Annotated in this window: 23 protein-coding genes; 10 read left to right on the top strand and 13 right to left on the bottom strand. The window is 68.5% G+C overall.

The annotated features are described in order from the left end of the window. Positions 1 to 32: 32 nt before the first annotated feature. The 3 genes from ispF to L1O03_RS08245 are packed head-to-tail and all read right to left on the bottom strand — an operon-like array spanning position 33 to position 1,857. Positions 33 to 524, bottom strand: a complete 492-nt coding sequence (gene ispF / locus L1O03_RS08235) for a 2-C-methyl-D-erythritol 2,4-cyclodiphosphate synthase (RefSeq protein WP_236119304.1) — start codon at positions 522 to 524, stop codon at positions 33 to 35. After that, entirely contained in the window at positions 521 to 1,270 is a 750-nt protein-coding gene (gene ispD, locus L1O03_RS08240; RefSeq protein ID WP_236119535.1) for a 2-C-methyl-D-erythritol 4-phosphate cytidylyltransferase, read from the bottom strand. Before ispD ends, ispF begins: the two co-directional genes overlap by 4 nt. After that, positions 1,267 to 1,857, bottom strand: a complete 591-nt coding sequence (locus tag L1O03_RS08245; protein WP_236119305.1) for a CarD family transcriptional regulator — start codon at positions 1,855 to 1,857, stop codon at positions 1,267 to 1,269. Before L1O03_RS08245 ends, ispD begins: the two co-directional genes overlap by 4 nt. A gap of 197 nt (positions 1,858 to 2,054) precedes the next feature. Between L1O03_RS08245 and L1O03_RS08250 the strand changes: the two genes are divergently transcribed. Both L1O03_RS08250 and radA read left to right on the top strand, forming a co-directional pair. Then, positions 2,055 to 2,687, top strand: a complete 633-nt coding sequence (locus L1O03_RS08250; protein ID WP_236119306.1) for a hypothetical protein — start codon at positions 2,055 to 2,057, stop codon at positions 2,685 to 2,687. Positions 2,688 to 2,702: 15 nt separating this feature from the next. Further along, positions 2,703 to 4,112 (top strand): DNA repair protein RadA, encoded by a 1,410-nt coding sequence (radA, locus tag L1O03_RS08255; protein ID WP_236119307.1) that lies wholly within the window; start codon positions 2,703 to 2,705, stop codon positions 4,110 to 4,112. Positions 4,113 to 4,119: 7 nt separating this feature from the next. Here the strand turns inward: radA and L1O03_RS08260 are convergent, their stop codons facing one another. Together L1O03_RS08260 and L1O03_RS08265 are read right to left on the bottom strand one after the other, a co-directional pair. Next, entirely contained in the window at positions 4,120 to 4,740 is a 621-nt protein-coding gene (locus tag L1O03_RS08260) for a hypothetical protein (protein ID WP_236119536.1), read from the bottom strand. A gap of 78 nt (positions 4,741 to 4,818) precedes the next feature. After that, entirely contained in the window at positions 4,819 to 5,442 is a 624-nt protein-coding gene (locus tag L1O03_RS08265; protein ID WP_236119308.1) for a carbonic anhydrase, read from the bottom strand. Between the two features lie 85 nt (positions 5,443 to 5,527). On the opposite strand from L1O03_RS08265, the gene L1O03_RS08270 reads away from it, so the two are divergent. Continuing rightward, a complete protein-coding gene (locus tag L1O03_RS08270; RefSeq protein WP_236119309.1) occupies positions 5,528 to 6,421 on the top strand; it encodes an HhH-GPD family protein in 894 nt (297 codons plus the stop codon). Here the strand turns inward: L1O03_RS08270 and L1O03_RS08275 are convergent. The 5 genes from L1O03_RS08275 to L1O03_RS08295 form a co-directional block, all read right to left on the bottom strand. Further along, a complete protein-coding gene (locus L1O03_RS08275; RefSeq protein WP_338026145.1) occupies positions 6,392 to 7,732 on the bottom strand; it encodes a threonine/serine exporter family protein in 1,341 nt (446 codons plus the stop codon). The genes L1O03_RS08270 and L1O03_RS08275 overlap by 30 nt on opposite strands. Before the next feature lie 186 nt (positions 7,733 to 7,918). Then, a complete protein-coding gene (locus tag L1O03_RS08280) occupies positions 7,919 to 8,092 on the bottom strand; it encodes a DUF4236 domain-containing protein (RefSeq protein WP_236119310.1) in 174 nt (57 codons plus the stop codon). A 20-nt stretch (positions 8,093 to 8,112) separates the two neighbouring features. Next, complete coding sequence (locus L1O03_RS08285; RefSeq protein WP_236119311.1) at positions 8,113 to 8,682, bottom strand: hypothetical protein; 570 nt, start codon at positions 8,680 to 8,682, stop codon at positions 8,113 to 8,115. Further along, the gene (locus L1O03_RS08290) at positions 8,679 to 9,290 is read right to left on the bottom strand and encodes a hypothetical protein (protein WP_236119312.1); all 612 of its coding nucleotides are present in this window, start codon (positions 9,288 to 9,290) and stop codon (positions 8,679 to 8,681) included. The genes L1O03_RS08285 and L1O03_RS08290 overlap by 4 nt, the downstream gene beginning before the upstream one ends. A gap of 245 nt (positions 9,291 to 9,535) precedes the next feature. Then, on the bottom strand, positions 9,536 to 12,307 hold the full coding sequence (locus L1O03_RS08295) for an ATP-dependent Clp protease ATP-binding subunit (protein WP_236119313.1): 2,772 nt from the start codon (positions 12,305 to 12,307) through the stop codon (positions 9,536 to 9,538). A 211-nt stretch (positions 12,308 to 12,518) separates the two neighbouring features. On the opposite strand from L1O03_RS08295, the gene L1O03_RS08300 reads away from it, so the two are divergent. From L1O03_RS08300 to L1O03_RS08310, 3 genes are all read left to right on the top strand, one after another. Beyond that, a complete protein-coding gene (locus tag L1O03_RS08300; protein WP_236119314.1) occupies positions 12,519 to 12,947 on the top strand; it encodes a hypothetical protein in 429 nt (142 codons plus the stop codon). 64 nt (positions 12,948 to 13,011) lie between these two features. Next, positions 13,012 to 14,127 (top strand): NAD(P)/FAD-dependent oxidoreductase, encoded by a 1,116-nt coding sequence (locus L1O03_RS08305; RefSeq protein ID WP_236119315.1) that lies wholly within the window; start codon positions 13,012 to 13,014, stop codon positions 14,125 to 14,127. Then, positions 14,121 to 15,107, top strand: coding sequence for an arsenic resistance protein (locus tag L1O03_RS08310; RefSeq protein WP_236119316.1), 987 nt, complete (start codon positions 14,121 to 14,123; stop codon positions 15,105 to 15,107). The genes L1O03_RS08305 and L1O03_RS08310 overlap by 7 nt, the downstream gene beginning before the upstream one ends. Here the strand turns inward: L1O03_RS08310 and L1O03_RS08315 are convergent. Both L1O03_RS08315 and L1O03_RS08320 read right to left on the bottom strand, forming a co-directional pair. Further along, complete coding sequence (locus L1O03_RS08315) at positions 15,104 to 16,549, bottom strand: DHA2 family efflux MFS transporter permease subunit (protein ID WP_236119317.1); 1,446 nt, start codon at positions 16,547 to 16,549, stop codon at positions 15,104 to 15,106. The two genes, L1O03_RS08310 and L1O03_RS08315, sit on opposite strands and share 4 nt — an antisense overlap. Before the next feature lie 137 nt (positions 16,550 to 16,686). Continuing rightward, positions 16,687 to 17,652: a pantoate--beta-alanine ligase gene (locus L1O03_RS08320; protein ID WP_236119318.1), complete on the bottom strand. Its 966-nt coding sequence runs from the start codon at positions 17,650 to 17,652 to the stop codon at positions 16,687 to 16,689. 29 nt (positions 17,653 to 17,681) lie between these two features. On the opposite strand from L1O03_RS08320, the gene hypE reads away from it, so the two are divergent. Beyond that, positions 17,682 to 18,794: a hydrogenase expression/formation protein HypE gene (gene hypE / locus L1O03_RS08325; protein WP_236119319.1), complete on the top strand. Its 1,113-nt coding sequence runs from the start codon at positions 17,682 to 17,684 to the stop codon at positions 18,792 to 18,794. A 45-nt stretch (positions 18,795 to 18,839) separates the two neighbouring features. Here hypE and hypF read toward each other — a convergent pair whose 3' ends face one another. Next, positions 18,840 to 21,203 carry a carbamoyltransferase HypF gene (hypF, locus tag L1O03_RS08330; RefSeq protein ID WP_236119320.1) on the bottom strand — a complete coding sequence of 788 codons (2,364 nt, stop codon included), beginning with the start codon at positions 21,201 to 21,203 and terminating at the stop codon, positions 18,840 to 18,842. Positions 21,204 to 21,231: 28 nt separating this feature from the next. Here hypF and L1O03_RS08335 point away from each other — a divergent pair, with 28 nt between their 5' ends. The 3 genes from L1O03_RS08335 to L1O03_RS08345 all read left to right on the top strand — a co-directional run bounded on the left by L1O03_RS08335 (position 21,232) and on the right by L1O03_RS08345 (position 23,750). Beyond that, positions 21,232 to 21,615 (top strand): hydrogenase maturation nickel metallochaperone HypA, encoded by a 384-nt coding sequence (locus tag L1O03_RS08335; RefSeq protein WP_236119321.1) that lies wholly within the window; start codon positions 21,232 to 21,234, stop codon positions 21,613 to 21,615. 14 nt (positions 21,616 to 21,629) lie between these two features. Then, complete coding sequence (gene hypB, locus L1O03_RS08340; RefSeq protein ID WP_236119322.1) at positions 21,630 to 22,424, top strand: hydrogenase nickel incorporation protein HypB; 795 nt, start codon at positions 21,630 to 21,632, stop codon at positions 22,422 to 22,424. Between the two features lie 117 nt (positions 22,425 to 22,541). Then, positions 22,542 to 23,750 carry a hydrogenase small subunit gene (locus tag L1O03_RS08345; RefSeq protein WP_236119323.1) on the top strand — a complete coding sequence of 403 codons (1,209 nt, stop codon included), beginning with the start codon at positions 22,542 to 22,544 and terminating at the stop codon, positions 23,748 to 23,750. Position 23,751 lies beyond the last annotated feature (1 nt).

A 23,751-nucleotide genomic window follows, 5' to 3' on the forward strand; every position in this document is an offset into this window, starting at 1 on the left:
CTACTTATTGGGGCCAAAGATCAGACATCCCCCTATTTGGGTGCGGCCCACACGATCGCGGTCGCCACCGCCGCCCGGCCTTCCCCCCGACCGGTGAAGCCGAGGTGGTCCGTGGTGGTCGCCGAGACCGAGACCGGGGCGCCGAGGATCTCCGAGAGGTGGCGCTCCGCCTCCTCCCGGCGCGGCCCCATCTTCGGGGTCTGCGCCACGAGCTGCGCGGCAACATTCCCGATGACGAAGCCCTTCGCGCTGAGGAGCTCCCGACACTCGCGCAACAGCCGCTCACCGGCGACATTGTCATACTCCGGCCGTCCAACACCGACGAAGGAACCGAGGTCACCGAGGCCCGCCGCGGACAGGAGGGCGTCGACAATAACGTGGCTGACGACATCCCCGTCCGAGTGACCCTCGCAGCCATCGGCGTCCTCGAAGAGGAGGCCGGCGATCCAGCAGGGTTTCCCCTCCTCGATCTGGTGGGCGTCCGTGCCGATGCCCACGCGGGGAATGATGGGCTGCGCGCTCATTGCTGTCCTTCTTTCTCTGTGCGACGGCGGTCGAGGAGGAGCTGGGCCACCTCGTAGTCCAGCGGGGTGGTGACCTTCATGGCGAGGGGATCCCCCGGGACGCAGGCCACGGGCACGCCCCGCCACTCCATGAGGGAGGCGTCATCGGTGATGAGTTGCCCTCGACGCTCGGGAGGCTCGGCGAAGTAGGCCTCGTTCGCCTCGCACAGCGTGGCCAGGTCAAAGCCTTGCGGGGTCTGGACCGCGCGGAGGCTCGCCCGCGAGGGCGTGGATGCCACCCGGTCCTCCTCCGTGACGACCTTGATCGTGTCGGAGACAGGCAGCACCGGGATGACGGCGCGCTCGCCGGCGTCGAGAGCCGCCACGACGCGCCGGATGAGGGAGGCTGGGGTGAGGGCGCGGGCCGCGTCGTGGATGAGGACGCGGGCGCCCGGGGCGTCGGCGGTATCGGGGAGGGAGCGGAGCCCGGCGAAGACGGAGTCGGCCCGCTCACCGCCGCCGTGGACCAGCGCGACCTGCTCGAGGAGCCCCGCCTCCGCAAAGAGGTCCCGGGCATAGGACTCCCACTCCGGGGAGACGAGGACACGGACCTCGTCGATCACACCGCTGCCGAGGAGGGTGCGCACGGAGCGCTCGACCAGGCTCAGGCCGTCGAGGGGGACAAAGGCCTTCGGCAGCGAGGCGCCCAGGCGCGTGCCCTGCCCCGCGGCGGCAACGAGGGCAAAGGTGGGGGCGTGGCTGCTCAGGAGAAGTCCTCGTCGTCGAAGTTGAGGTCGTCGAAGTCGACGTCCGTGTTCTCATCCGCGAGCTTGTTGTCCGGGTCCGGGGAGCTCGCGGCGTTGTGGCGACGAATGATCTCGTCCACATCCTTGAGGAAGGCATCCGCCTTCTCATCATCGACGGTCTCCGCGAGGGCGAGCTCACCGACGAGGATCTGCCGCGCCTTCGCGAGCATCCGCTTCTCACCGGCCGAGAGCCCGCGATCTTGGTCGCGGCGCCACAGGTCACGGACAACCTCCGCCACCTTGTTCACATCGCCAGACGCCAGGCGCTCCTGGTTGGCCTTGTAGCGGCGAGACCAGTTGCCAGCCTCTTCGACGTCGGTCTCCCGAAGGACGGAGAACACCTTGCGCAGCCCCTCATCGCCGACGACGTCGCGCACCCCCACGAGCTCAGCATTCTTCGACGGTACACGAACCACAAGGTCAGACTGCAGAATCTGCAGGACCAAGAACTCGAGCTCTTCCCCCTTCAACTCCCGGGTCTCGATGGCCTCGATCACCGCAGCACCATGGTGCGGGTAGACAACGGTGTCCCCGACCTTGAATTCCATTCCTTCTCCTCGTAGAGATGCCCAGTTGTTCGGCCCACTATTCTACACGGCCGGCGGGCGGCGGCCGCGGCGGAGGGCCCCGGATCGGAGGTCAACATAAAGATGGATACACCCCCGTGTCTGTGAACAGACACCGTGAAGGCGCTAAGGTAGGGATGAAAAAGACGTCATCACCCTGCAATCCGGAGGACCGTTCCGTGAAGTCCCTCAAGTCGGCCGCCCGCAGCGGCCTCCTTGTTACCGCCACCCTTGCTTCCGCTCTTGCTCTCGGCGCCTGCTCCGCCGGGCAGATCTCCCAGACCGCGGACCAGGTGCCCGCGATCAACGGCACCAACGCTGACGCTGACAACAACTCCCTCTCCGTGCGCGACCTCACCGTGATCCTCGATCCGCACGACGCGAACAACAACACCCTCCGCTTCATCATCACGAACCAGGACCCCAAGACCGCCGGGAGCGCTCAGGGTGAGAACGCCAGCCACAAGCACGAGGTCACCCTCACCAAGGTGACCCTCGACGGCACCGACGTCACCTTCAACGGCGAGCTCCCGCCCATCGGCCGCGGCTGCACCCTCTTCTCCGATTCCGCGGACGCCCTCCAGACCGGCCCGCAGGACGGCACCGAGAAGAACCAGTGCATCTACCGGGTGTCCAACACCATCGAGAACAAGGACTTCGCCTACGCCGGCCACCTCCCGGTCACTTTCACCTTCGATAACGGCACCACCATCAACATGGACGCCACGGTGAACGCCCCGCAGCTGCCGGCCGGCTCGCTGGAGCGCTCGGTCCACGGTGGTGAGGAATCGGGCCTCCAGAACGCGAAGTAGGCCCCTTCACTCCGTATGGCGCGAAAGCCACGCACCCTCTACGTCTGCCGGGAATGCGGCTACTCCACCCCGAAGTGGCTGGGCCGCTGCCCTGACTGCGGATCCTGGGGCTCCCTCGAGGAGTCCGTCCCCGCCCAGGGCACCAGCGGATCCTCCACCAACCCCCGCCCGGGGGTTGTTCCTTTAACACCCACCTCCCCAGCCGCTCCGCTCACCAAGATCAACGTGAGCACCAGCCGAGCGCTCAGCACCGGGATCGGGGAACTCGATCGGGTTCTCGGTGCGGGGGTGGTTCCCGGATCCGTCGTGCTCCTCGCCGGCGAGCCGGGCGTCGGCAAATCCACTCTTCTGCTGGAGGTGGCCTCGCAGTGGGTGCAGAAGGACTCCTCGCGCACGGTCCTCTACGTCACCGCGGAGGAGTCCGCCGGGCAGGTACGTGGCCGCGCCGAGCGCACCGGCGCCGTCCACGAGACGGTCTACCTCGCGGCGGAGTCCAACCTCGACGTCATCATGGGGCACGTGGAGCAGCTGCGCCCCAGCCTGCTCATCGTCGATTCGGTCCAGACCATGCACGCCCCCGGCGTCGAGGGCGTGCCCGGCGGGGTGGCGCAGTCCCGGGCGGTGACGGCCACCCTCACAACCATCGCGAAGAACACCGGCATCCCGGTGCTGCTCGTCGGGCACGTCACCAAGGACGGGGCGGTGGCCGGGCCGCGGGTGCTCGAGCACCTGGTGGACGTCGTCCTCCACTTCGAGGGGGATCGCCACTCCAGTCTGCGGATGCTGCGGGGGATGAAAAACCGCTTCGGCGCCACCGACGAGGTCGGCTGCTTCGAGCAGCACTCCGACGGCATCCACGAGGTCCCCGATCCCTCCGGGCTCTTCCTCTCCCAGCACGGCCGCACCCCCGACGGCTCGGCCATCACCGTGGCCCTCGACGGCGTGCGCCCCATGCTCGTGGAGATTCAGTCCCTCGTGGTGGATACCGAATCGAAGAATCCGCGGCGGGTCGTCACGGGTGTCGACGGCAACCGCGTGCCCATGATCCTCGCCGTGCTCTCCAAGCGGACAGCGGTGCGCACCCAGCACCAGGAGGTCTATGTGGCCACGGTCGGCGGGGTGCGCATTCACGACCCGGCCACGGACCTGGCCGTCGCCCTCGCCACGGCGAGCACCCACCAGGGGCGCGCCCTCCCGGAGAAGACGATTGCGCTCGGGGAGATCGGGCTCTCCGGGGAAATCCGCCGCGTCCCCAACCTCAGCCGCCGCGTGCAGGAGGCGGCGCGGCTCGGCTACCGCCGGGCGCTCATCCCCGCGGGCTCAGACATTACAGCAGGCTCCGTCCCCGGCTTGCGCCTCAGCACGGTGAGCACCATTCACGAGGCCCTCGAGGCGGCGGGGCTGAGTTCCCCGGGCCCCTCCTAGCCCGGATTTAGCCCAAGTTGAAGGTGTACGCGGCGGAGGGGTTGTCCCCCACCACGCCGTGGAGGAAGTAGCCGCCGGGGGCGACGGGCTCGCGGCCCTCGCACTGCTGCGGGGCGCTGCTGGCCCGGGACCACTGGGCCTCGAAAGTGGTGGCCTTGCCCGCCTCGAAGACGCGCTTGCCGGTGGCCTCCGACTGGGTGCAGTCCACGTCCGCCCACACGCGGCGGTTCGTGGCCATCTCATAGACCTCGAAGCGCAGGGGTTGGGCGTCGAGGTCAATCTCGCAATCCGCGGCCGTGGGGTTGTCCACGCTCATGTAGAAGATGGGCGTGTCCTGCGGGCCGTAGGAGGGGCGGTCGCTGCGCGCGGTGATGATGAGGTCCGAGAGGGTGCAGGTGGCGTTGGGGTCTTTCACGACGCTCGACGTCGTCTCGCTCGGGCTCTCGCTGGCGGAGGCGCTCGTCGTCTCGCTGGAGCTCTCCGTGGTGGGGGCCGCGCTGCTCGAGCTGCTCACGCTCGCGGCGGGCGTCGGCTCCTCATTCTTTCCTCCCCCGCAGGACACCAACCCCCAAATGAGCAGGAGAACGAGCACAACGATGATCACCACGGCGGCAACACGCCGCCGCATGTAAATCTCAGGCGGCAAACGACGGGGCGGTTGATGACTCACGCCTTCAAGCTTAAGCCGCCACCCCGCCCCGATGGGTTATTCCACGCCGTGGCTGCACACGGTTTCCACCCGGTTATCGCTCACCCGGTAGCGTGCCCCCACGACGCCCACGCTTCCCTCCGCCACCTTCTCCCGCAGCGCGGGGAACTGGGCGAAGAGGGTATCGACGGTGTGCCGGACGTGCACGCGCTCGACGTCCGCGGACTCCGTGTGCCCCTCCCGCTGGGCGGCGAGCACCGAGGGCGTCACCCTCTCCACGAGGACATTGCTGAAGCCCCCGGGCAGCTCGCCCGTCGTCACCGCGGTGAGCGCGGCGCCCACGGCGCCACAGAACTCGTGGCCTAAGACCACGACCAGCGGACAGCCCAGACCATTGACCGCATACTCCACCGAGGCGAGCACCGAGAGCCCCAGGATCTCCCCCGCCGTGCGCACGACGAAGATGTCGCCCAAACCGGAGTCGAAGAGGAGCTCCACCGGGGCGCGCGAATCCGAGCAGGAGAGCACCACGGCGCGCGGGCTCTGCCCGGCGCTGAGCTCCGCCCGGCGCTCGTCGTGCATGTGGGGGTGCTCCGAGGCCTGCGCGGCGAATCGTTCATTGCCCGCGAGGAGCTCATCCCACACGGCCTGCGGACTGGTGAGTTCATCATGAAGCGGCATGAATCCTATTGTGGCAAAAGGCTCCCGGGGATCGCGACATGACCACGGTTTCGGCTCGCGCCCGCGCGGCGGTTATCGTCCTTGTGTGGCACAATCCCTCCGCGCTGAACTCATCTCCTGGTACCGGGAACACGCCCGCCCCCTCCCGTGGCGGCGCCCCGGCACCAGCCCGTGGGCCATCCTTCTCAGCGAGGTCATGAGCCAGCAGACCCCCGTCCAGCGGGTCATCCCCTCCTGGGAGGACTGGCTCCGCCGCTGGCCCACCCCGCGCGCGCTGAGCGAGGCCTCCACCGCCGAGGTCCTCCACGCGTGGGGTCGGCTCGGCTACCCGCGGCGGGCCCTGCGGCTGAAGGAGTGCGCGGGGGTGATCGTCGAGAACCATGGGGGTGAGGTTCCCGACGACGTCGAGGCGCTGCTCGCCCTGCCGGGGATCGGGGCCTATACCGCGCGGGCGGTCGCGTGCTTCGCGTTTGGGAAGAATGTGCCGGTGGTGGATACGAACGTCCGGCGTGTGTACGAGCGCGCCATCGAGGGCGCGTTCCTCACCCCGCCCGCGCGCGCGAGGGACCTGCAGCGGGTGGGCGCCCTCCTCCCCGAGGGCGAGGGACCCGAGGGGCCGGAATTCTCCGTGGCGCTCATGGAGCTCGGGGCGCTCGTGTGTACCGCGCGGGCGCCGCGCTGCGAGGACTGCCCGATCGTGGGGCGCTGCGAGTGGCAGAGGCTGGGCTGCCCGGAGCCCGATGAGGAGGCGCTGCGCGGGGCGCGTCGGCGCGTGCAGAAGTTCGAGGGCACGGACCGCCAGGCCCGCGGGCGGATCATGGCGGCGCTGCGGGAGAGCCCCGGATTCGCGCCGCTCCCCGTGGAGGAGGTCAAGCGGCTATGGCCCGACGAGGCCCAGTGGAGCCGCGCGCTCTTCTCGCTCATCGAGGATGGGCTGGTGGAGCAGGACTCACCAGGATACCTTCGGCTCCCCCTCTAGAGGCTTGTCGAAGTTGATGAGGTGGCCGAACATCCAGTCGCGGTCGGTGAGCATGCGCGCCAGGGTGAGGCCGGCGGCGATGGCGACGACCACGGCGCCCGCCGAGGCCGCGTTGGCGAGCGCGAGGGACATGTCATTGATAGTGACGTGGTAGACCGCGTTAAACATCATGGCCCCCGGGACCATGATGACGGAGGCCGGGACCGTCGTCGTGATGCGCGGCAAGGCGGCCTTCTTGGAGGCGAGGGCGCCGACGAGCCCCACCACAAGGCCCGCGAACATCGCGGGGAAGAAGGGCAGCCCCGTGTAGCCCACGAGCAGCAGGCGGCCGACGTTCGCGATCATGCCGACCGTCGAGGCCACGAGCACCATGCGGCGCGAGGAGTTGAAGATGAAGGCGAATCCCGCGATGCCGACGAAGCTCGCGACCGCCGCCGCGCCATACCACCACATCGGCATCATGCCGGCCGGGGCCTTCGGTGGCTCGGGGTTGATGCCCGTGATCCAGCAGATGACGCCGACGGAGAACGTCGCCACCGCGATGATACTGAGGGCATATGTCAGGCGTGACATGCCCGCGAAGAAGTCAAAGCGCGCGAGGTCAATGACCGAGGAGAACAGCGGGAACCCAGGGATGAGGAAGAGCACGGAGCAGACCACACCGCTGCTGATGACCTCCGGGTGAGGAACAACGAGCGTGATAAGCCAGTAGACGAGGCACGCCACAATACCGCCCGCGGCCACGCCCGCCAGCTGGATGGCGTGCTGCCGAGCCACAAACGTCCTGGTGAACTGGCCAGCGCCGGCCGCCACCGCCACCGCAGCGACCGCCGGCCACGGCACGTGGTTGAGCACCGCGAAGCCCGCACACGCACAGGCGCCCGCGATGGTGAGCACCGTCGGGCTCCACCGCGGGGCTCGGACGTTCCGCTCCACCCAGTCGAGGCGCCGGTTGAGCTGCTCCGGCGTGATCCGCTGATGCATGTGGTGGGTGATGTACTCCAGCGCCTCGATCCGCGAGGAGTCAATCGCCGGCGACTGCTGCGCCGCCACCACCGTGCGGAACAGATTCCCCCGGTGGAACGTGCATTCAATCGAGGTGACAGAGACGACGACGTCCAGCCGGTCAAAACCCAGGGCGCGCGCCGCTCGCTTCATCCCCCGGATGACGCGGTAGCCCGATGTCCCCGCCCCCATGAGAAGCATGCCGAGGCGGAGAACGGCGTCGGCAGCGAGACCGAGCTCGAAATGCTGGTCATCGTGATGGTGTGGTGCCTTATGCTCATCCCAATGCGATTGATCCTCACTCACATACCGAGAGTGTAGCCAAATCGGGCAAGAAACCACACTCCCGGGCAGAATATGCGGGTGAAGTCACGTATACGGGGCGATGTGGGCGGCACTGTGGGCGGCACCTATAGCCCTCCTCAGCGCGGAGGGGCGAAGGGGCGGAGGGATCGGGGCGTCACCTCATCGCCGGAAGAGCTCCGGAAGAGCTCACTTCTTCCAGCGGCCGCGGAAGTGAAATCCCCCGGGCAGATTCACGGTGAAGCCGCCGCGCGAGTTGACGGTGACCGGGCCGGCCTTCGTCGAGCTCGACACCCCGGACTTCGAGAAGTTCAGCCACGAGTTCTTGCCGACCTTCTGCTTCTTGCGAAAGTAGATTCCCATGGAGGGCAGTGTAGCGGACGCTAGGGGGTGTTCGTCTCCCCCTCCGCGCACCGTCGGAACTCCTCGATGGGGACGGAAGCGAGGGAGGTCCCGTCCCCGACAAGCACCGTCTCCGGCGAGAGTTGTTCCGCGTAGTCCTCCAGCTTCCCCGGCAGATAGGAGCTGCGCACGGACTGCGAGCCGGTGTACCCCTGCTTCTCCCACCACGAGGCCTTCTTCGCGGCCATCACCCATGTTTCCTCCGCGCCGGCTCGATCGAGTCGCTGGTGCGGGGTGGCCGGGGAGCTCGCCCAGCCCTCGCCGTGCTCGTCGTACGGCACGGTAAAGGAGCCCGTGCGCGGCTCATCGAGGGTATACGCCGCAAGATTCTCCCCCGTTGACACGACGACGCTATCCACCGCGTGATCGCAGGCGTTCACCGCCACAAGGAGCTGCCCCGCACCATCGACCGTCACACCCGCCTGCCCCGACTGCCCACCATGGAGAAGAACCCGCGGGGCAAGGCGCACAGAAAGCTCCACGCAGAGCACAATGATCACGAGCACCCAGATGAATCGGACCCAGCGTGGCCACCCTACGTAAGCCTTCATCGCAGCCACACCCCTCGATACGTATCGGTACAGGCCATGAAGTCCTCGCGGCTCACTTTCTGCACGAGCCCGTCGGGACGGGTGCCCTCGGCGGCTAAACTCGGTGGCTTACTGCCCACCACGACCCATTCAGAGGATATATCCGCGTCTAATTCGCTGATTCTCTTCGGATACCAGGCGGGATTGACGAAATATGTGGGGCCATACCCGGTCAATTCTCTCCACAGAGTTCTCTGAAAGCCGCGAATCTCCGTGCCCGAAAAATTCTCCGGGGAATGATCGCCTCCCTGCGGGAATCCCCGATAGAGGCTGCTGTCCGGATTGACGTCAACGCGATAATCCCAGACTCCCTCCACCGGAATCTCCACATACCCGGACACCCGATCCACCAGGTAGCGGGTCTGCGTCACCTCCCGCTGCTGAAGGGTGATGGTATCGACGGGGAGGCCGCACGTATTCACCGCGATTGCCACAGTGCCGCGCTCATCACGGGTGAGGCCCATTTTCCCATAATTACCCCCAGCACCCGGATACCAGCCGAAAAACACCGCATACCCGCCAATGATGACCCACGGCGAAAAGATGAGGAGGAGGCACGCGAGAATCATGAGAGGGACGTACCTTTTCACGCGCCGCCGATCATCATCGTCGAGCATCATCCACTCCTCAGTGCACACTATCCACGGGGAAGTCGTTTTTCCCGCCACAGTACTATGGCGCGCTCCCCCCCCCCCGCAAGAGCGCCGGCCACGCCACGAGCGCCCTGCGCATATGAGGAAGGGCCCAACCCGCTCATCGGCGGGCTGGGCCCTTGATCTCGCCGGTGGCATCGCCCCCGGCCTATCGCCTTTCCTTAGGGCGTCTGGGGCTGGGCGCCGCCCTGGCCCGGGGTGTCATCCCCGCCGGGCTGGCCGTAGGAGGAGCCCCGGCCGAAGGTGCCGGTGCCGTGATCATCGCTGACGTCGGCACCCTCCTTGCGGATGGTTTCCATGTCGAGGCCGTCGGCAGTGTCGCTCTCGGGCACGTCCCCCTGGGAGGCATCGGCCACGTTCTTCACGGCCTCCGCCGCCTGGATGGAGAGTTCTCCGTCCTCATCCTCGGAGGAGGCGCCGCCCTTCTTCGCGGTGAAGGTGAAGGTGGCGTCCTCGGTTGCCTTGGATTCGCCGTCCCAGCCCTCGACGTCCACGAGCACCGTGTCACCCGAGGTGAACTCCGCGAAGAGGATCTTCTCGGAGAGGGTGTCCTCGATCTCGTGCTGGATAGTGCGGCGCAGCGGCCGGGCGCCGAGCACCGGGTCGAAACCGCGCTTGGCCAGCAGGTTCTTGGCCTTCTCCGTGAGCTCGATGTCCATGTTCTTCGCGCGGAGAGCATCGCGCACGCGGCCGATGAGCAGCTCCACCATCTCGACGATCTGTGCCTGGGTGAGCTGGTGGAAGACGACGATGTCGTCAATGCGGTTGAGGAACTCAGGCCGGAAGTGCTTCTTCAGCTCGTCGTGGACCTTCTGCTTCATCCGCTCGTAGCGGGCCTCCTCGTCGGCCTCGGCGGAGCCGGAGAAGCCCATGCCCACGGCCTTGGAGATGGAGCCGGTGCCCAGGTTCGAGGTGAAGATGAGCACGGTGTTCTTGAAGTCCACCATGCGGCCCTGGCCGTCGGTGAGGCGGCCATCTTCCAGCACCTGGAGCAGCGTGTTGTAGATCTCCTTGTGGGCCTTCTCGATCTCGTCGAAGAGGACGACGGAGAAGGGCTTGCGGCGGACCTTCTCGGTGAGCTGGCCGCCCTCCTCGTAACCGACGTATCCGGGGGGAGCGCCGAAGAGGCGGGAGGCGGTGAAGCGGTCGTGGAACTCGCCCATGTCGATCTGGATGAGGGCGTCATCCTCGCCGAAGAGGAATTCCGCGAGTGCCTTGGAGAGCTCGGTCTTGCCCACGCCGGAGGGGCCGGCGAAGATGAAGGATCCGGACGGGCGCTTGGGATCCTTGAGGCCAGCGCGGGTGCGGCGGATCGCCCGGGAGACCGCCTTGACGGCGTCCTCCTGGCCGATGATGCGCTTGTGGAGCTCCTCCTCCATGCGCAGCAGGCGGCTGGACTCCTCCTCCGTCAGTTTGAAGACGGGGATGCCGGTCCAGCTGCCCAGAACCTCGGCGATCTGCTCTTCGCCCACCTCGGCGACTTCGTCGAGCTCCCCAGCACGCCACTGCTTTTCCTTCGCCGTGCGCTCCTCCTTGAGCTTGCGCTCCTGATCGCGCAGCCCGGCGGCCTTCTCGAAGTCCTGGGCGTCGATCGCGGCTTCCTTCTGGCGGCGGACGTCGGCGATCTTGTCGTCGATCTCGCGGATGCCTTCGGGGGCGGTCATGCGGCGGATGCGCATGCGGGCGCCGGCTTCGTCGATGAGGTCGACGGCCTTGTCCGGGAGGAAGCGGTCGTTGATGTAGCGGTCGGAGAGCTGGGCCGCGGCGGCGAGGGCGCCGTCGGTGATGGTGATACGGTGGTGCGCCTCGTAGCGATCACGCAGGCCCTTGAGGATCTCGATGGTGAGGTCCACGCTGGGCTCGGGCACCTGGACGGGCTGGAAGCGGCGCTCGAGGGCGGCGTCCTTCTCGATGTGCTTGCGGTACTCGTCGAGCGTGGTGGCGCCGATGGTCTGCAGCTCACCGCGGGCGAGCTTCGGCTTGAGGAGGCTCGCGGCATCGATGGCACCCTCCGCCGCGCCGGCGCCGACAAGGGTGTGGATCTCATCGATGAAGAGGATGATGTCCCCGCGCTGGTTAATTTCCTTGAGGACCTTCTTCAGGCGTTCCTCGAAGTCGCCGCGGTAGCGGGAGCCGGCCACGAGGGAGCCGAGGTCGAGGGAGTACAGCTGCTTGTCCTTCAGCGTCTCCGGGACCTTGCCGTTGACGATGTCCAGCGCCAGGCCCTCGACGACGGCGGTCTTGCCGACGCCCGGCTCGCCGATGAGCACCGGGTTGTTCTTCGTTCGGCGGGAGAGGACCTGCATGATGCGCTCGATTTCCTTCTCGCGCCCCACGACCGGGTCGAGTTTGCCCTCCTTGGCCGCCTGCGTGAGGTTCCGACCAAACTGATCTAAGACTAAGGAGTTGGAGCGCTCACCGGAGCCACCGCCCATGCGGCCGCGGCTGCCGGCACCAGCGCCGATGGGGCCCTGGTCCTGCTCCTGCTGGGTGCCCTCGTAGCCGGAGAGCAGCTGGATGACCTGCTGGCGAACGCGCGGCAGGTCAGCCCCCAGCTTCTGGAGGACCTGGGCGGCCACGCCGTCGCCCTCACGGATGAGCCCGAGGAGGAGGAACTCGGTGCCGATGTACTTGTGCCCCATCTGGAGCCCCTCGCGCAGGGAGAGCTCCAGGACCTTCTTGGCCCGCGGGGTAAAGGGGATGTTGCCCTGGTGCGGCTGCGAGCCGTGGCCGATAATCTCCTCCACCTCTTGGCGGACGGCATCGAGGGAAATCCCCATGGATTCGAGGGCCTTGGCGGCCACGCCCTCGCCCTCCTGGATCAGCCCCAAGAGAATGTGCTCGGTGCCGATGTAATTGTGGTTCAGCATCCGCGCTTCCTCTTGCGCCAGAACGATGACGCGTCGAGCACGGTCGGTAAACCTCTCGAACATCTTGTCTTAACCCCTGTCTGTTTCTACTACGTTCCACTTACAATAACGCCCCGGGCGGACACGGCTTCCTCCCTTCGCCGCCGCGCCCCGCATTCTGCGCACATACCCGCTGGTCAGAGGCCATGTTTGGGCTTGTACGCCGGTAGCGAACACGGCCCGCGGGGGTGATCTCCCCTCGTTCATGTCCGACCCATTTGCCATACTTCCGGCTATGAACAACGCACACACTGCCTCGCTCCTCAACGTCGAGGGCATTCTCGACGCCACCCTGTTCCGCTCCCTTCTCGACGCCTGGCAGCCGCCCGGACGCGATGGCCTCTTCGTCACCGATCCGCCGAGCGAGCCCGAGGAGGGGCTCGTCTCCCGCGTGCTCATCTACCGGGAGGAGGGGGTGAGCGCCCACCTCGCCACCTTCACGCACGCCCTCACCCCGGAGTCCTGCGACATGGACGATGGCTGGAGCCGCAACGAGGATTTCTCCCGCGGCGATGGCAAGGAGGAACTGCTCCTCGTCGGGAATTCTTCGCAGGCAGGGAGCCTGCGGGTGGAGTTCGTGGTGGAGCGCCACGAGGACTTCGTGCGGGTGGGAGAGGTCTACGACACACTCGTGGACCTTCTCCTCGCGGAGGTGTCTCTCTGAGGGGAGGGGTGGTCTACTATCGGGAATGGTTTTCAGAACAGCACCCTTGTCCGAGGAGATTCACATGAGCTCAGCTGAGCCGCTCGACGTCATCGTGGTGGGCGCGGGCCCGGCCGGGATCGGCACCGCACTGGCCTGCCAGGCCGTCGAGGATATGACGGTCGGCGTCGTCGAAGCCGGGGAGATCGGGGAGAGCTTCACCCGCTGGCATCACTCGCAGTCCATGCTCACCCCGTCCTTCACGACGAATGGCTACGGCGCGGTGGACCTCAACTCCATCCACCCCCTCACCTCCCCTGCCCATACCCTCCACACGGATTACCCGAGCGGGGAGGAATACGCCCTCTACCTGCGCTCCCTCGCGAATTACTTCGAGGTGCCCGTCCTCACCCAGACAGAGGTCACCGGCGTGGAGGTCGATGAGGATGGCATCTTCCGGCTGAGCACCTCCCGGGGGCCTGCCGCCTCCCGGCACCTCGTGTGGGCGGCCGGGGAGTACCACCAGCCGCTGCTGCCCGGCATCCCCGGCCGGGACCTCTGCCACCACTCCTCCACCCTGCACGCGTGGCGACGCCACTCGGGCCGGGTCGCGGTGATCGGCGGCTACGAGTCCGGCGTAGAGTTGGCCTGCCATCACGTCGCCCAGGGCGCAGAGGTGTGGCTTCTCGACGCCCACCGCCCCTGGGAGGACCAGACGGCCGACCCTTCGATCTCCCTCGCGCCGCGCAGCCGCCGGCGTCTGGCCGAGGCCTCCCACACCGGGCTCCTCCACCCCATCCCCCACGACGCGGAGCTGGTCAGCCGCGCCGACGAGGGCTATGAGCTGCAGCTCGATGATGGCTCCACCCTCCGCGTGGACAACCCGCCCATCGCGGCGACGGGTTATGGGGCGGGGCTGGGGCCCATCGCGCGGCTCTGCGAGCGTCGAGAGGACGGATGGCCGCTACTCACCGAGGATGACGAGTCGACCATCACCCCGAATCTCTTTATCAGCGGCCCGATGGTCCGCCACGGCAACCGGCGCTTCTGCTTCATCTATAAGTTCCGCCAGCGCTTCGCGTACATCGCGGGGATCATCGCCGGGCGGCTCGGCCGCGACGCCAGCGGGCTGGACCTCTGGCGGGAGCACGGGATGATTATCGATGACCTCAACTGCTGCGGGACGGAGTGCGCGTGCTAGCTCTCCTCCAGCCGCTCGCCATGGTCCTCGGCTGCCTGGTGGGCTGGTTCTCCCCGGCCGCGGCGGGGGTGGCCGGCAAGCTCGTTGATCCGCTCATTCTGCTGCTCGTGCTCAGCCTCTTCGCCTGCCTCCCCCGGCGCCCGCGCGACGACGCCTCGCCCGCCGCCCATCGGCCGCGGCCCCGGATCATGCTCATCGCGTGGGTGGGCAACTTCGTGCTCATCCCGATCGTCGCGGCGCTGGCAAGCCTCGCGCTGTGGCGGGCGGAGGCGGACATTCGCCTGGGCGTGGCCATCTACATGCTGAGCCCCTGCACGGATTGGTTTCTCGGCTACACGCGGCTCGCTCGCGGGGACACGGCCACGGGCGCGGCGCTCATCCCGATCAACATGGTCACCCAGCTGCTGCTCTACCCCGTGTGGCTGTTCCTCTTCGGCGGGTTGAGCGTCGGGACCATCCTCGGGGAGATCCTTCCCACGCTGGGGGAATGGTTCGTCCTGCCCGCGGTGATCGGGTTGGGGCTGCGGCTCATCCCGGGGGTCGGGCGTGTGGCGGACCGGCTGGTGCCGTGGATTCTCGCGGCGCTCGTGTGCTGCGTCATCGCCGCAAATGCGGAGATCATCCTTCAGCATCCCGCGCTCTTCGGGCTCGTGCTGGGCGTGGTGTTCTGCTTCTTCGTGCTCATGTACCAGCTGGGGAAGGCGAGCTTCCGGGCGCTGCGCGTCGACTACCCGGCGGAAGCCCTGCTCACCATGACGACCTCTGCCCGCAACGCCCCACTCATGTTGGGGCTCACGACGGCGCTCCTCCCCGACCGCCCCCTCGCCCACGCGGCGCTCATCCTCGGCATGCTCGTCGAGTTCCCCCACCTGGCCGTCATCACGCGGCTCCTCCTGCGCCGCCGGCCCGGCTCAGAAGCACGAAGCGCCGCGGAGAACCTCCCCCGCGGCGGCATCAGCGCAGCTCAGGCGCCCCGCTAGGCGGGGGTGTTCGCCGCCTCCTCCTGGTCCTCCGGGCGGCGCACCCAGAGGGTCAGCAGCAGCACCACCACGGTGAGGCCCCCGCCCACCGTGAAGGCCATCTGCGTTCCGAAGGAGAGGAGCCCGGCCGGGTCCTCGATCCCCCGGTTCGCGGCCATGGACTGGCCCAGGGTCATCATCGCGATGAGCAGCGCCGTGCCGGCCGCGCCGGCCAGCTGCTGCAGTGTGTTGAGCACCGCGGAGCCGTGGGAGTAGAGCTTCTCGGGCAGCACGCCGAGGGCGGCGCTCATCATCGGGGTCATGACGAAGCCCATGCCCACCGCCATGATGACGTGCGCCACCACCACGAGGGGCACACTCCCCAGCGGCGCGACCAGCACAAACGCCCACACACCGAGGCAGAGCAGCACCGCGCCCGGGATGGCAATCGGCCGCGGGCCGCAGCGGTCATAGAGCCGCCCGATGAACGGGGAGACCACGCCCTGCAGCAGGCCGCCGGGAAGCACCACCAGCCCGGTGACGAACTCCGACACACCCAGCGCGCCCTGAAGATAGAGCGGGATGACCATCGCCGCGCCGATCAGCACGCCGAACCCGCAGAGAATCGCAGTGAGCCCCAGCGCGAAGTTGCGGTACGTGAGCACGCGGAGGTCAAGGAGCGGGCCGCGGCCGTCGAGAAGGCGACGCTGCCACCACGCAAACACCGCGAGCGCGAGGACCCCCACCACAGCGCACACGATGGGCGTCGGGTTGCCGGACTGGAGCGCCGCGCTCATGGAGGACAGCGCGTACACGAGCCCGCCGAAGCCCACGGCTGAGAGCAGCACGGAGAGGATGTCGAGGGGCGCGCGCTCGGTCTCGCCGACGTTGATGAGCAGCTTCGCGCCACCCACCCCCACGATGAGCGAGAGCACCACCATGATCCAGAACAGCCAGTGCCACGTCGCAAAGGACAACACAAAGCCGGAAAGGGTGGGGCCGACGGTCGGCGCGACGGCAATCGCCACGGAGATGATCCCCATCATGGCGCCGCGTCGGGCGGGCTCCACCACCGTGAGCACCACCGTCATGAGCAGGGGCATCATCATCGCGGTGCCGCAGGCCTGGAGAATACGGCCGGCCAGCACGACGCCAAAGGCCGGGGCCAGCGCCGCCACGAGAGAGCCGATGAGGAAGAGCCCCATCGAGAGGAAGAAGATGGTACGCGTGGGCAGTACCTTCTGGATATAGCCGGTGACCGGGATGATCACCGACATCGTGAGCATGAAGCCGGTGCTCAGCCACTGGGCGACATCCGCCGTGATGGAGAAGTCTGACATCATCGCCGGGAGGGCGACGGAGAGGACAGTCTCGTTGAGAATCATGACCGTCGTGGCCACCACGAGGCAGCCAATCAAAGAATTCGCATGCCGCTGGTCATAGGCGGTGTGTGCATTCCCCATGCGATCCCCTTTCCACTATTCAGGTATCAGCTTCTCCCCGCCGCCGGGCGAGGAAACTTGCTTAGTGTAGAGGATTTATCGGGGCGCTCGTAAATCGGCGATGCGCCAGGCGACTCCGCACCAGCCCGCGCCGGCCCCTAGCGGCCTTCCCGCTCCTCCCGCTCGGCCTTGGCGGCGCGCACTCGCCCCTGGAGGGAGCGCAATTCCGCCCACTCCTCATCAGAGATCTCCGGGTCCAGGCCCGCGGCCTCCAGTGCGGTGCGGGCAATCTCCCGCTCCCGATCCATCAGAAGGATGCCGACGCTATCCTCCACCCGCTCCCCCGAGGCGCTGAGCTCCACCTCGGCGAGGAGCCGACCCTCCGTGGCCCCCTCTGCCAGCGGGCCCAGCATGGGGTCCAAAAGTAGGAGCGAGCAGAGTTCCACCCCGGGCGCCGCCTCCACCGTCTCCTCCACGGTGCGCAGGACGGCGTCTGCGCCCTCGCTCGCCACGAAGGCCCCCGCCGTGAGGGCAGCCGACAGCGCCACCGCCGCCTCCCGTTCAGCCGGGTCCAGGCCCATGAGCGTGGTGCTGAAGGGCAGGCCGTCGCGATCCCGAATGACGGGGATGGCGTGGAGAGTCACGGGGATAGCGAGATCCGTGATCATGGCCTGCGCCGCGATGAGCAGGCGATAGTCCCGCTCCCCCAGCACCAGGTCCGTGCACCCGCTGCCCAGCACCAGCCGCGCCAGCGCGGTGAGCTGCGAACGCCCCACCCCCTCGAGCGGGCTGTGCACCTCGGTGCGCGGCTCCCGCGCGGGGGCGCTGAGCAGCACCTCGACGCCCGCGCGGGACAGGGCCTGGGCCGCGTCCTCGATGGCGCTGTCTGAGCTGTCGTCGTCGAGCCCCCGCCACAGCGCGGCGATGACGAGCGCGCGGGGAAGGGAGGCGGCGGCGCGCACGGCCTCGATGTTTCCCGCGTGGCACGGCAGGCCGAGGGGCACGAGCACGACGGGCCGCCCGGTGGAGCGGATGGCGTGGCTCAGCTTCGCGACCTCCGTGAGGGAGGAGTAGCGGTTGAGCTCGCCGGGGCGGAAGGCGTTGGGGTTCTCATTCTCACTCACGCGGCCAGCATAGCGATAGGCTCGGGGGCATGGATCCGAAGAATCGCCTCAACGAGGACGTCCACCGCGTGCACAGCAACATCGAACGGGTGCGCAGCCGCGCGCCGCGCCTCAAGGATGAGCGGGTCACGCTGGCCCACGGCGCGGGCGGAAAGGCCTCGGCAGCCCTCGTTGAGCAGGTGTTTGTCTCCGCCTACGAGTCGGCGGAGCTGCGGCAGGCGGAGGACGCCGCCCTCCTCACGTTCCCAGGCAGCCCCGGGGAGGGGGACGACGGCAGCCGCATCGCCTTTTCCACGGATTCCTATGTTGTTGACCCCCTGGAATTCCCGGGCGGATCCATCGGGGACCTGGCGGTGAACGGGACGGTCAATGACCTCGCGGTGTCGGGGGCGCTGCCGGAGGTGATCTCCGCGGCGTTCATCCTCGAGGAGGGCCTGGAGATCGCAGTGCTGCGCCGCATCGTGGCGGATATGCACGCCGCCGCGGAGAAGGCCGGGGTGCGGATCGTCACGGGGGACACGAAGGTCGTGCCGCGCGGGCATGGGGACGGCGTGTACATCACTACTGCGGGGATGGGGCGGATTCCCGCCTCGGTGCAGCTCGACGCCCACGGGCTCCAGCCGGGCGACCGGATCCTCTGCTCCGGCCCCATCGCGGACCACGGCATGGCCGTCATGATGGCCCGCGGGGACCTGGCGATCTCGGCACCCATCGAGTCCGACACCCGCGCGATCAACGGGCTCACCGCCGCGCTGCTCGACGCCGCCCCGCACACCCGCTGGATGCGCGATGCCACCCGCGGCGGGGTGGCCACCGTCATGAACGAGTGCGCGCAGCTCTCGGGCCTAGGCATCGTGCTGGAGGACCAGCACCTTCCCGTCCGCGACATGACCCGCGCGGCCTGTGACATGCTGGGCATCGACCCGCTCTACGTCGCCAACGAGGGCACCTTCCTCGCGGTGGTCCCCGCGGAGGAGGCCGACGCCGGCCTCGACGCCCTCCACGCCGCCGGTGCCCCCGAGGCCTGCGCGGTGGGGCGCGTGGCGGAGTCCCCGGCGGCGCAGGTGGCCCTGGTCACGGGATTCGGTGGGACGCGGATGGTCGACATGCTGGTGGGTGACCCCCTCCCCCGCATCTGCTAGCTGCGCGGCTGCGCGGCCGCGCACCTCAGCGCACCTCAGCGCACCTCAGCGCAGCGCCGCCCGCCCGGCGAGCACCTGCCCCAGGCTCAGCCCGCCATCGTTGGGCGGCACCACGCGGTGGGTGAGAAGCTCGATCCCGTGGCGGCCCAGGACCTCCCCCAACAGCCCGATGAACAGCACATTCACCGCGCAGCCGCCGCTCACCCCCACCACACGGAGCCCGGCGCGCCGGGCTGCCTCCTCCAGCTCCCGGGCGCAGTGCGCGGCGATCCCGTGGAGGAACGTCCACGCCCGCTCTGGCGCCGGGGTGCTGGGGGGCTGCTCGTGGAGAAGCTCGCGGAGGGCGTCGGGGATGGAGCGGGCGCGGCTCGGGCGGCGTTCGCGCGCGGCCGCCGCCTGGGCTTCGAGGAGCATGGGCGCCTGTCCTTCGAAGGTTTGCTCGTCGACGAGGCCCAGTGCCACGGCCGCGGCGTCGAGAACCCTGCCCAGGGAGGTGCAGGCCACGGCCCCCGGCGGCCAGCGCTGCCCCACTCGGGGTGGGGCGTCGAGCTGCGCGCGGAGGAGTTCGGCTTCGGGGCGGCGGAGGACGTCGAGCGGGGGCGGCTCGATCCCCCACGCACGGCACTGCGCGAGCAGGAGTCGCCAGGGTTGGCGGATCGCGCGATCCCCGCCGAGCAGCGGAAACTCCGGGATGAGGGGCTGGCGCTCGCAGCCGCGCCGGGAGGGTTCGACGCGGAGAAGCTCGGCGCCCCAGATCGCGCCGTCGGTACCATAGCCGGTCCCGTCGAGGACGGCCACCACCGCGGGCTCCTCCCCACGCCCGTGCTCGGCGAGGAGGCTGAGCGCGTGGGCGAGGTGATGCTGGACGCGCAGGAGGGGGACGTCGTGTTCGGCGCAGTAGCGCTCCGCCCAGGTGGTGGTGGCGTAGCCGGGGTGGAGGTCACAGACGAGGAGCTCGGGGCGTTCGCCGCGCAGCTGCTCGTAGACGCGCACGGAGCGCTCGAAGGACTCCTGCGTCCGCAGCGAGCCCATGTCCCCATGATGGGAGGAGAGGTGTGCAAGATCATCGATGGCCAGCGCACACGTGTTCTTCAGCTCCCCGCCCACGCCGAGCACCACCGGCCCGCTGTCCCAGGGCTCCGGCAGGGGGACGGGCAGCGGGGCATAGCCGCGGGCTCGACGGACGGGAATCGGCTGCCCACCCGGCCCGCCGGCGCGGAGCACCGAGTCCTCCACGGGCAGGTGGATGCCGCGGTCGTGGAGGAGGAAGCCATCGCAGAAGGGGCGCAGGCTCGTGCGCGCGCGCTGCTCATCGAACTCGATGGGCTCCCCGCCCGGGTTGCCGGAGGTGACGACGAGCGGCCGGTCAAGCGGCGGGTCCAGGAGAAGATGGTGGATGGGGGTGTAAGGCAGCATGATGCCCCACTCGCGCAGGCCCGGGGCGATCTGCGCGGCGGCCTGGGCCTTCCCCGTCGTGGCGCCGGCGATTCGCTCCAGGACCTCCGGGCGCAGCGGGGCGAGGAGGATGGGGTGCGCCGGGGAGATGAGCAGCTGCGCGTCGGCCTCGCTGAGCTGGGTCAGGGCGCGGGCACCCTCGACGTCCGGGACCATGAGCGCGAGGGGCTTATCGGGCCGGCGCTTGAGGCGGCGCAGGCGCGCGATGGCCTCGGGGCGGGCGGCATCGCAGAGGAGGTGGAAGCCGCCCAGCCCTTTGAGAGCCAGGATGCCGCCGTCCTCGAGGAGCCGGCGGGCCGCGGCGAGGGCCGGCTCGGTGCCTTCGATGACGCCGCCGGGCTCCCCCGGCTCCCCGCCCGGCTCCCCCGGCGCCTCAAACCACAGCCGCGGCCCGCAGTCCGGGCAGCTGATCGGCTGGGCGTGATAGCGGCGGTCCTCCGGGTCGGTGTATTCGCGCTGGCAGGAGGGGCAGAGCGGGAAGACGCGGAGGGTGGTGTTCGGCCGGTCATAGGGCAGCGCCTCAATGATGGATAGCCGCGGGCCGCAGTGCGTGCACGTGGTGAAGGGGTAGCGGTAGCGCCGGTTGGTGGGGTCGCGCATCTCGGCGAGGCACTCCGGGCACGTGGCCACGTCCGGGGGAATCAGGGTGCGCTGGCCCGGCGCGTGCGCGGAGGCCAGGATGCGGAAGCCCTCCGGGGCGGGGCCGGGCGGGGGCGCGATGGGGTGCTCGTCGGCGGACAGGACGTGAGCTAATGGGGGGAGCTCGCCGAGGAGGTCGCGGCGGAAGGCGTCGAGCTGCGCGGGCGTGCCCCAGGCGAGGATCTGCACCCCGGTGTCGTCGTTGAGGCAGGTGCCGCGGATCCCGTGGCGACGGGCGATGCGCGCGACGTGCGGCCGAAAGCCCACCCCCTGGACCACCCCGCGCAGCCGCAGCTCACGCACTTCCCGACACATGCCCCCGATGATAGTTAGGCTCGACACCGTGCATGAAGTGGCGCTCTCCGAGCAGGTGGCGGCGGTGGCCCGGCGGGCGGCCGGGGGCCGTCGGGTTCACAGCGTGCGGCTGCGGATCGGGGCGCTGCGGCAGGTAGTGCCGGAGCCCCTCGCCTATGCGTGGGAGTTCACCACCGCGGGCACGAGCCTCGATGGCGCCACCCTCGATGTGGAGTGGGTGCCCGGGCGGCTGCGCTGCCCCGCCGGGCATGAGTCCCTCATGCAGGGGGAGTTCGACGTCCACTGCCCCCGGTGTGGGGAGGTCGCTCGTATCATCGGCGGCGAAGAGTTCACCGTGGTGGATCTCTCCGTATCAGACAGCTCGGGCAGCCCCGACAGCACAGGCAGACCGGCCCCCGAGGAAGACGCATAGGAAAGGCAGGCGCCATGGGACGCTTCCATCGGCACGACGACGGCACAGTGCACGAGCACCATCACCACGATCACGAGCACCATCACCACCCCGAGCACGATCACGGGGACCACTCGGGCTATGAGACCGGCCGCGAACGCATCAGCGTGCTGGAGGACATCTTCCACGAAAATGACCACCGCGCCGCCGAAAACCGCGCGGCCTTCGACGCCCACGGGATTCACTGCGTCAACCTCATGAGCTCCCCGGGCGCGGGGAAGACGGAGCTCCTCGCGCGCACGCTCGACGCCCTGCGAGGGCGGGTGCGCGTCGGCGTCGTCGAGGGTGATATTGAAACCTCCATGGACGCGGACCGCCTGGCCGGCCTGGGCGCCCAGATTTCGCTGCTCAACACGGGGAATGGCTTTGGCGGGGAGTGCCACCTCGACGCCCCGATGGTGCACCGCGCGCTCGAGGGGCTTGACCTGGACACGCTGGACCTCGTGCTCATCGAGAATGTCGGGAACCTCGTGTGCCCGGCGGAGTTTGAGGTCGGCGAGCACCGCAAGGCCATGGTCTACTCCCTCACCGAGGGCGAGGACAAGCCGCTCAAGTACCCGGTGATGTTCCGCTCGGTGGGGGCCGTCGTCATCAACAAGATGGACCTGCTGCCCTACGTCGGCGCGGACCTCGAGCTCTTCACCGCGAACCTCCGCAAGGTGAACCCCGAGTGCGCGATCATTCCGCTCTCCGCGAAGACCGGCGAGGGGCTCGACGCCTGGCTCTCCTGGCTCACCGGCCCGCTGGAGGTGACCCAGGCCGCTCAGTGAAGCCTCGCCTCCCCTTCCCGAATATGGGGATAACCAGGAGTTTTATCGGGATTTAAGAAACTCTCAGGCTGTTAGGCTGAGCGGTGTATCACCCATCTGTCAGAGGGATGCCGAGCTATGAGCCTGGGAGAATATTGGAGGTCCGGGAACCTCCGGGATAACCTCATTGCCCGCGGAGTTTCCCGCCGCGATTTTATGAAAATGTGCGGGGCGTTGGCCTCGGTCTATGCGGTGGGATCGCCCGCGCTCGCGGGGGGCTTTGAGGCCCAAGCCGAGGAGATCGAGCAGAAGCTCGGGGACGTCAGGAAGCCGAACGTCGTGTGGCTGCAGCTCCAGGAATGCACGGGCTGCATGGAGTCGGTGCTTCGCTCGGGGGGAACGACCATCGAGGAGCTCGTCCTCAACCTGCTGAGCGTGAACTACAACGAGCTCGTCATGGCGGCCGCCGGGCACGCGGCAGATCACGCGATGGAGGAGATCAACGCCGCCGAGCATATCCTCGTCGTCAATGGCTCGGTGCCCGTGAAGGAGAACGGGATTTACTGCATGATCGGCGGAAAGACGGCGGAGCAGGTGCTCCGGGAGGCCGCCGAGCACGCGAGCGTCATCCTCGCGGTGGGGGCGTGCGCCGTGTACGGCTCGGTGCAGGCCGCGAAGCCCAATCCCACCGGGGCCGTGGGCGTGGATGAGATCATCACCGACAAGCCGGTCATCAATGTCTCGGGGTGCCCGCCCATCGGGGATGTCATCACCGCCACCATCACCTACCTCCTCACCCACGGCAAGCCGCCGGAGGTGGACGCCGAGGGCCGCCCGCTCTTCGCCTACGACCAGCGCATTCACGATTCCTGCCCGCGCCGCGCCCACTTCGACGCCGGCCAGTTCGTCCGCTCCTTCGACGACGAGGGCGCCCGCAATGGCTGGTGCCTCTACAAGGTGGGCTGCAAGGGGCCCTCGACGTTCAGCCCCTGCCCCATCATCCAGTGGAACCTGCGCAGCGGCTGGCCGATCGGGCAGGGCCACCCGTGCATCGGCTGCACGGAGAAGGACTTCTTCGATCGCTTCACCCCCTTCTACGATGTGCTCCCGCACGTCCGAGGTATCGGCATTGAGTCCACCGCGGAGAAGGTGGGCTGGGGGCTGCTCGGCACGGCAGCGGCCGGCGTCACCGCGCACGGTGTGGTGACGCTCGGGCGCACGATCCCGGTGCGCGGCCGCAGACACGAGGATGAATCGGGGGCGCTGCTCGCCGCCTTCGGCGATGAGGTACCGACGGCCCAGGAGAACGGGGAGCAGCACCCCGCCCCGCGGAAGGAAGAGGACTGAT

The organism is Corynebacterium uropygiale (genome assembly GCF_021568315.1).
Lineage (GTDB): Bacteria > Actinomycetota > Actinomycetes > Mycobacteriales > Mycobacteriaceae > Corynebacterium > Corynebacterium uropygiale.